Here is a 5825-nt window from a genome sequence, read left to right on the forward strand (position 1 = left end):
GAGGGACAATGACTTGGGCGTTTCTCTAAGGAGCCTTCGATGATTTGAGCCATACGATTGCGTCTATCTTTACGATAAATAAGCCAGTCTTCTTTGAAAGTGATGTCTAGGTCTTGAATTCCGAGTAATTTTTGAGTATTATAATCCATATAAAGCAATTCCTATTCTGATGTTTTTTTGTTCACTTATCAGTTTAACAGGAATTGCTTTTTTTGTGCTCTGAATGACAAAAAAAGCTGTATGGAATTTGAACTTTCCACACAACTTATTATAGAACCAGGATTCTAGCCTGGATGACCTAGGCGTTTTCTGTAACAATTACGAAAGGTTTTCGAATATTTTCAGACAGCCTTCGAATCTACTGGAAGCGATTTCTACTTTTGCCGACTCAGCTTACCAAAGCCCGTGAATTTTTGGTATAATAGCACTAACTGAAGTGTGAGGTATTGCCATGGAAAAATTAAAGGAGCAAGCGGGTATTCACGCAGCTGGATATGTGCAAAACGGCATGGTTGTTGGTCTTGGGACAGGGTCAACTGCCTATTATTTTGTCCAAGAGCTGGGACGCCGTGTCCAAGAAGAAGGACTTGAGATTGTGGGAGTGACCACCTCACATCGAACAGCTGATCAGGCTAGGGGACTGGGAATTCCCCTCAAGTCCATTGATGAGGTGGACCAGGTGGATGTGACTGTCGATGGAGCAGACGAAGTGGATCCAGACCTTAATGGTATCAAGGGCGGCGGCGGTGCCCTTTTGATGGAGAAAGTGGTGGCTTTGCCGACTAAGGAATACATTTGGGTGGTTGATGAGTCCAAATTGGTCAAGTGCCTAGGGGCCTTCCCGTTACCTGTCGAAGTGGTTCAATATGGGGCACAACAGGTTTTCCGGCGCTTTGAGCGGGCGGGTTATAAGCCTAGCTTCCGGATGGATGGGGACCAGTATTTCAAGACGGATATGCAGAACTATATCATTGATCTGCAACTGGATGAGATTCCAGATCCCTTGGTCCTAGCCCAGGAATTGGACTTGATGGTTGGTGTGGTTGAACATGGTCTCTTTAATCAGATGGTTCAACGCGTGATTGTCGCTGGCCAAGATGGCATCAAAGAATTAAATGCAGAATAGGAGTGAAAAAATGTCAAAATTTGATCGTATTCATGTGGTTGTCATGGATTCTGTAGGAATTGGTGAGGCACCAGATGCCGCTAATTTCTTTAATGCAGGAGAACCGGATACGGGCTCAGATACCCTTGGGCATATCTCAGAGACAGTTGGACTTGAGGTGCCTGAAATGGAAAAAATGGGCTTGGGGAATATTCAGCGCCCTGAACCTTTAAAAACAGTCGCTAGTGTTGAGAATCCAACCGGTTATGTAACCAAGTTGGAAGAGCAATCGCTTGGAAAAGACACCATGACGGGTCACTGGGAATTGATGGGCTTACACATTACAGAGCCTTTTGACACCTTCTGGGATGGTTTCCCAGAAGACCTGCTGCAAAAAATTGAAGAATTTTCAGGTCGGAAGATTATCCGTGAGGCCAACAAGCCTTATTCAGGAACAGCTGTTATTGATGACTTCGGTCCTCGCCAGATGGAGACAGGGGAATTGATTGTCTACACCTCTGCCGATCCGGTCTTGCAGATTGCTGCTCATGAAGACATCATTCCATTAGAAGAACTTTACCGGATTTGTGAATATGCGCGGTCTATCACCCTGGACCGGCCAACCCTCTTGGGCCGCATTATTGCCCGTCCCTATGTGGGGGAGCCAGGCCATTTCACCCGAACAGCCAATCGCCATGACTACGCTGTTTCTCCTTTCTCCGCAACTGTATTGGATAACTTGAAGGAAGCTGGCGTTCCGACTTATGCGGTTGGAAAAATCAATGATATTTTCAATGGTTCCGGAATTTCTCACGATGTGGGCCACAATCAGTCCAATGAGCATGGGGTTGATCAGTTGGTTGAAACCCTGAAAAACCCTGAATTTACCAAGGGACTATCCTTTACCAATTTGGTGGATTTCGATGCCCTCTTTGGGCATCGCCGGGATCCAGAAGGTTACCGGGATTCCTTGCAAGAGTTCGACGCTCGTATCCCTGAGATTATCGCCAACATGGGTGAGAAAGATCTCTTGATGATTACAGCCGACCACGGTAACGATCCGACCTTTGTTGGAACCGACCATACCCGTGAATATGTACCCCTCCTGCTGTTCAGCAAGAGCCTAGCAGGGAGCGGTCACATCGAGATTGGCAACTTTGCCGATGTGGCAGCGACAATCGCAGATAACTTTGGCGTGAAGCCATCTATGATTGGATCTAGTTTTTTGGATCAATTAAAATAAGGAGAGTCACGGAATGACATTGATGGATAAGATTAAAGAGACAGCTGCTTTTCTACAGGACAAGGGAATTTCAGCGCCTGAATTTGGCTTGATTTTGGGTTCAGGCTTGGGAGAATTAGCCGAAGAAGTCGAAAACGCAATTGTCGTGGACTATGCAGACATTCCTAACTGGGGACAGTCGACCGTTGTTGGCCATGCTGGTAAGCTGGTTTATGGCGACTTGGCTGGACGGAAAGTCTTGGCCCTCCAAGGACGATTCCACTTCTATGAAGGAAATCCAATGGAAGTTGTGACCTTTCCGGTTCGGGTCATGAAGGCTCTTGGTGCGACTGGGATTATTGTGACCAATGCTGCTGGAGGAATTGAATTTGGCCCAGGTTCCTTGATGCTGATTTCGGATCACATCAATCTGACCGGCCAACACCCATTGATTGGTGAAAACCTCGATGAGTTTGGTCCCCGTTTCCCAGATATGTCCGATGCCTACACAAGCGCTTACCGGGCGCGGGCGCGCAAGGTCGCTGCAGAATTGGAGTTAGAACTGCAAGAGGGTGTTTACCTGGGCGTAACCGGTCCTAGCTATGAAACACCGGCTGAAATCCGTGCCTTCCGCACTCTGGGGGCTAGCGCAGTTGGTATGTCCACCGTTCCGGAAGTTATTGTCGCAGCGCATTCTGGCTTGAAGGTTTTGGGAATTTCAGCCATTACCAATTTTGCGGCTGGCTTCCAGGAAGAACTCAATCATGAGGAAGTTGTTGAAGTGACCCAAGGCATCAAGGAAAACTTCAAGAACTTTGTCAAGGCTGTCCTAGCTGAACTTTAAACCACATAAAAAGAATCAGGAGATTTGCAGTTTGGCGGATGAATCCAGCCGGACTGCTTCTCTCAGATTTACGATAAGGAGAACGAATGTCAATCCATATTGAAGCCAAAGTCGGCGAAATTGCTGATAAAATTTTACTCCCCGGAGATCCCCTCCGTGCGAAATTTATTGCCGAGAACTTTTTAGAAGATGCGGTTTTGTTTAACCAAGTCCGCAACATGTTTGGCTATACCGGAACCTACAAGGGTCACCGTGTGAGTGTTATGGGAACTGGAATGGGAATGCCCTCCATTTCCATCTATGCCCGTGAATTGATCGTGGACTACGGGGTTAAAAAATTAATCCGTGTGGGGACCGCTGGTTCCTTGTCTGGCGATGTTCATGTCCGGGAATTGGTCTTGGCCCAGGCAGCTGCAACCAACTCCAACATCATCCGCAATGACTGGCCGATGTATGATTTCCCACAAATTGCCAGTTTTGACCTACTTGATAAGGCCTACCATATTGCCAAAGACATGGGCTTGACCACCCACGTTGGTAGTGTCCTTTCTTCAGATGTCTTCTACTCCAAGTTCTTCAAGGAGAACCTAGAGCTCGGAAAACTTGGCGTCAAAGCAGTTGAAATGGAAGCGGCCGCCCTCTATTACCTAGCTGCCCAACACAATGTTGAAGCTTTGGGAATCATGACCATCTCAGATAGCCTCGTGAACCCTGAAGAAGATACCACTGCAGAAGAACGCCAAAACACCTTTACCGACATGATGAAGGTTGGTTTGGAAACCTTAATTGCTGAATCATAAAGTGGAGCCTTAGGCTCCACTTTATTAATAGGAGAGAAACTTGGAAAAAAATCAAATTGTTGAAGTAGAAATTGTTGACCTCAGCCATGAAGGGCAAGGGATTGCCAAGGTCGACGGACGTGTCTTTTTTGTCGACAATGCCCTCCCTGGCGAGGTCATTCAAATGCGGATCCTCAAGGTTACGAAAAAAATCGGTTATGGCAAGGTTCAAGACTGGCTAAAAGTCTCGCCCCATCGTAACCAGGGCACCAATGTCACCTATCTGCGGACTGGTATCGCCGACCTGGGCCATCTGAATTATGACCAGCAGCTCTTGTTCAAGCAAAAGCAGGTGCAGCAGAACCTCAAAAAAATTGCGGGCATCGACAGTCTGGACGTAGCGCCAACCCTGGCAGCTGACGCTCCCCTAGCCTACCGCAATAAGGCTGCCGTGCCCATTCGCCGGGTCCAGGGACAACTGGAAAGCGGTTTTTTCAGAAAAAACTCTCATGACTTGATCCCCATTGAGGATTTTTACATTCAAGAAAAAGAAATTGACGCACTGATTCTGGCGACCCGCAATCTCTTACGCCGCCTGGACTTGAAGCCCTATGATGAAAAGGAAGGCACCGGTTTGATCCGCAATATCCTGGTCCGCCGTGCCCACTACACAGGAGAAATGATGTTGGTACTGGTTACCACCCGTCCTAAGATCTTTCGCGTGGAGCAGCTGATTGAACAACTGACCACGGAATTTCCGAATCTGGTGTCGGTCATTCAGAACATCAATGACCAGAAAACCAATGCCATCCTCGGCCAGGAATTCCGCCTTCTCTACGGCAAGGAAACTATCACTGACCAGATGCTGGGCAACAATTTTGAAATCTCCGCCCAATCCTTCTACCAAGTCAACACCCCTATGGCTGAAAAACTCTACCAAGTAGCCATGGACATGGCCGATCTCCAGCCAGCCGACATCGCCATCGACGCTTACTCCGGCATCGGCACCATCGGCCTCTCCCTGGCCAAACAAGTCGACCACGTCTACGGCGTTGAAGTCATTCCCAAAGCCGTCGAGGACAGCCAAAAGAATGCCCAAACCAACGGTATCACCAACGTCACCTACGTCTGTGACCAAGCTGAAAGCGCCATGCAGAACTGGCTCGACCAAGGCATCCGCCCAACCGTCATCTTCGTCGACCCACCCCGCAAAGGCCTCACCCCAAGCTTTATCCAAAGCAGCGCCCAAGTCCAACCCGACCGCATCGTCTACATCTCCTGCAACTCCGCCACCATGGCGCGTGATGTCAAACACTATGGAGAACTAGGTTATAAGCTCAAACAAGTCCAACCGGTGGATCTGTTCCCACAGACCCATCATGTGGAAGTAGTGGGCTTGTTGGTGAAGGAGTAGAAACCTTGGGATGAAAGGGATAAGGAAAAGTTTTGATTGCAAGTCTTTTTGCTTTATTATGAGGAAGTATTAGAGTGAATAAATTTTTAGAGGTGCCCTCATAAAACTTAGGGAGTGAAAATAAAGAAAAGCAGGTATTTCTACTGTAGTGGAACCATCAGCAGTTGGAAACAACTGCTAGATGGCGGAGCTTTTGAGACCTTGGCTCAAAAGCTAGTGATGAGACTCCGAAGGAGGCTGCTCACGTCCGCACTACCAAATAGGAATACCTACTTATTTGAAATAAGGCGACAATAAGTATGAGTTTTTAGAGGTCCCCAAAAATGGTTGACAAATGGTGAAAAAGATAAAAAGCAAGTGCATTTAAGCGCTTGCTTTTTTGATGTACGACGGGCATGTCGTGTATCTGAGGTGAAAGTCCTCTGAGGGCACCTGCTACCGGTGAACCCAATAGCGACTCC

General features: G+C 47.7%; 5 protein-coding genes. All 5 read left to right on the forward strand.

Annotated elements, in window-relative coordinates; translation table 11 throughout:
• Positions 1–451: 451 nt before the first annotated feature.
• Entirely contained in the window at positions 452–1126 is a 675-nt protein-coding gene (gene rpiA / locus E5983_RS08375; protein ID WP_160333394.1) for a ribose-5-phosphate isomerase RpiA, read from the forward strand.
• A 10-nt stretch (positions 1127–1136) separates the two neighbouring features.
• Positions 1137–2348, forward strand: coding sequence for a phosphopentomutase (locus E5983_RS08380; RefSeq protein WP_160333395.1), 1212 nt, complete (start codon positions 1137–1139; stop codon positions 2346–2348).
• 13 nt (positions 2349–2361) lie between these two features.
• Positions 2362–3171, forward strand: coding sequence for a purine-nucleoside phosphorylase (locus E5983_RS08385; protein WP_160333396.1), 810 nt, complete (start codon positions 2362–2364; stop codon positions 3169–3171).
• Between the two features lie 86 nt (positions 3172–3257).
• Positions 3258–3971 carry a purine-nucleoside phosphorylase gene (gene deoD / locus E5983_RS08390; protein ID WP_160333397.1) on the forward strand — a complete coding sequence of 238 codons (714 nt, stop codon included), beginning with the start codon at positions 3258–3260 and terminating at the stop codon, positions 3969–3971.
• A gap of 40 nt (positions 3972–4011) precedes the next feature.
• Positions 4012–5364: a 23S rRNA (uracil(1939)-C(5))-methyltransferase RlmD gene (rlmD, locus tag E5983_RS08395; RefSeq protein ID WP_160333398.1), complete on the forward strand. Its 1353-nt coding sequence runs from the start codon at positions 4012–4014 to the stop codon at positions 5362–5364.
• Positions 5365–5825 lie beyond the last annotated feature (461 nt).

Origin of the sequence: Streptococcus danieliae, assembly GCF_009767945.1 — a bacterium.
In the GTDB taxonomy this organism is placed as follows: Bacteria; Bacillota; Bacilli; order Lactobacillales; family Streptococcaceae; genus Streptococcus; species Streptococcus danieliae.

Bases quoted from the DNA above. Each gene is read 5' to 3' on its own strand.
- rpiA (WP_160333394.1), top strand. From the start codon at position 452: ATGGAAAAATTAAAGGAGCAAGCGGGTATTCACGCAGCTGGATATGTG.
- E5983_RS08380 (WP_160333395.1), top strand. From the start codon at position 1,137: ATGTCAAAATTTGATCGTATTCATGTGGTTGTCATGGATTCTGTAGGA.
- E5983_RS08385 (WP_160333396.1), top strand. From the start codon at position 2,362: ATGACATTGATGGATAAGATTAAAGAGACAGCTGCTTTTCTACAGGAC.
- deoD (WP_160333397.1), top strand. From the start codon at position 3,258: ATGTCAATCCATATTGAAGCCAAAGTCGGCGAAATTGCTGATAAAATT.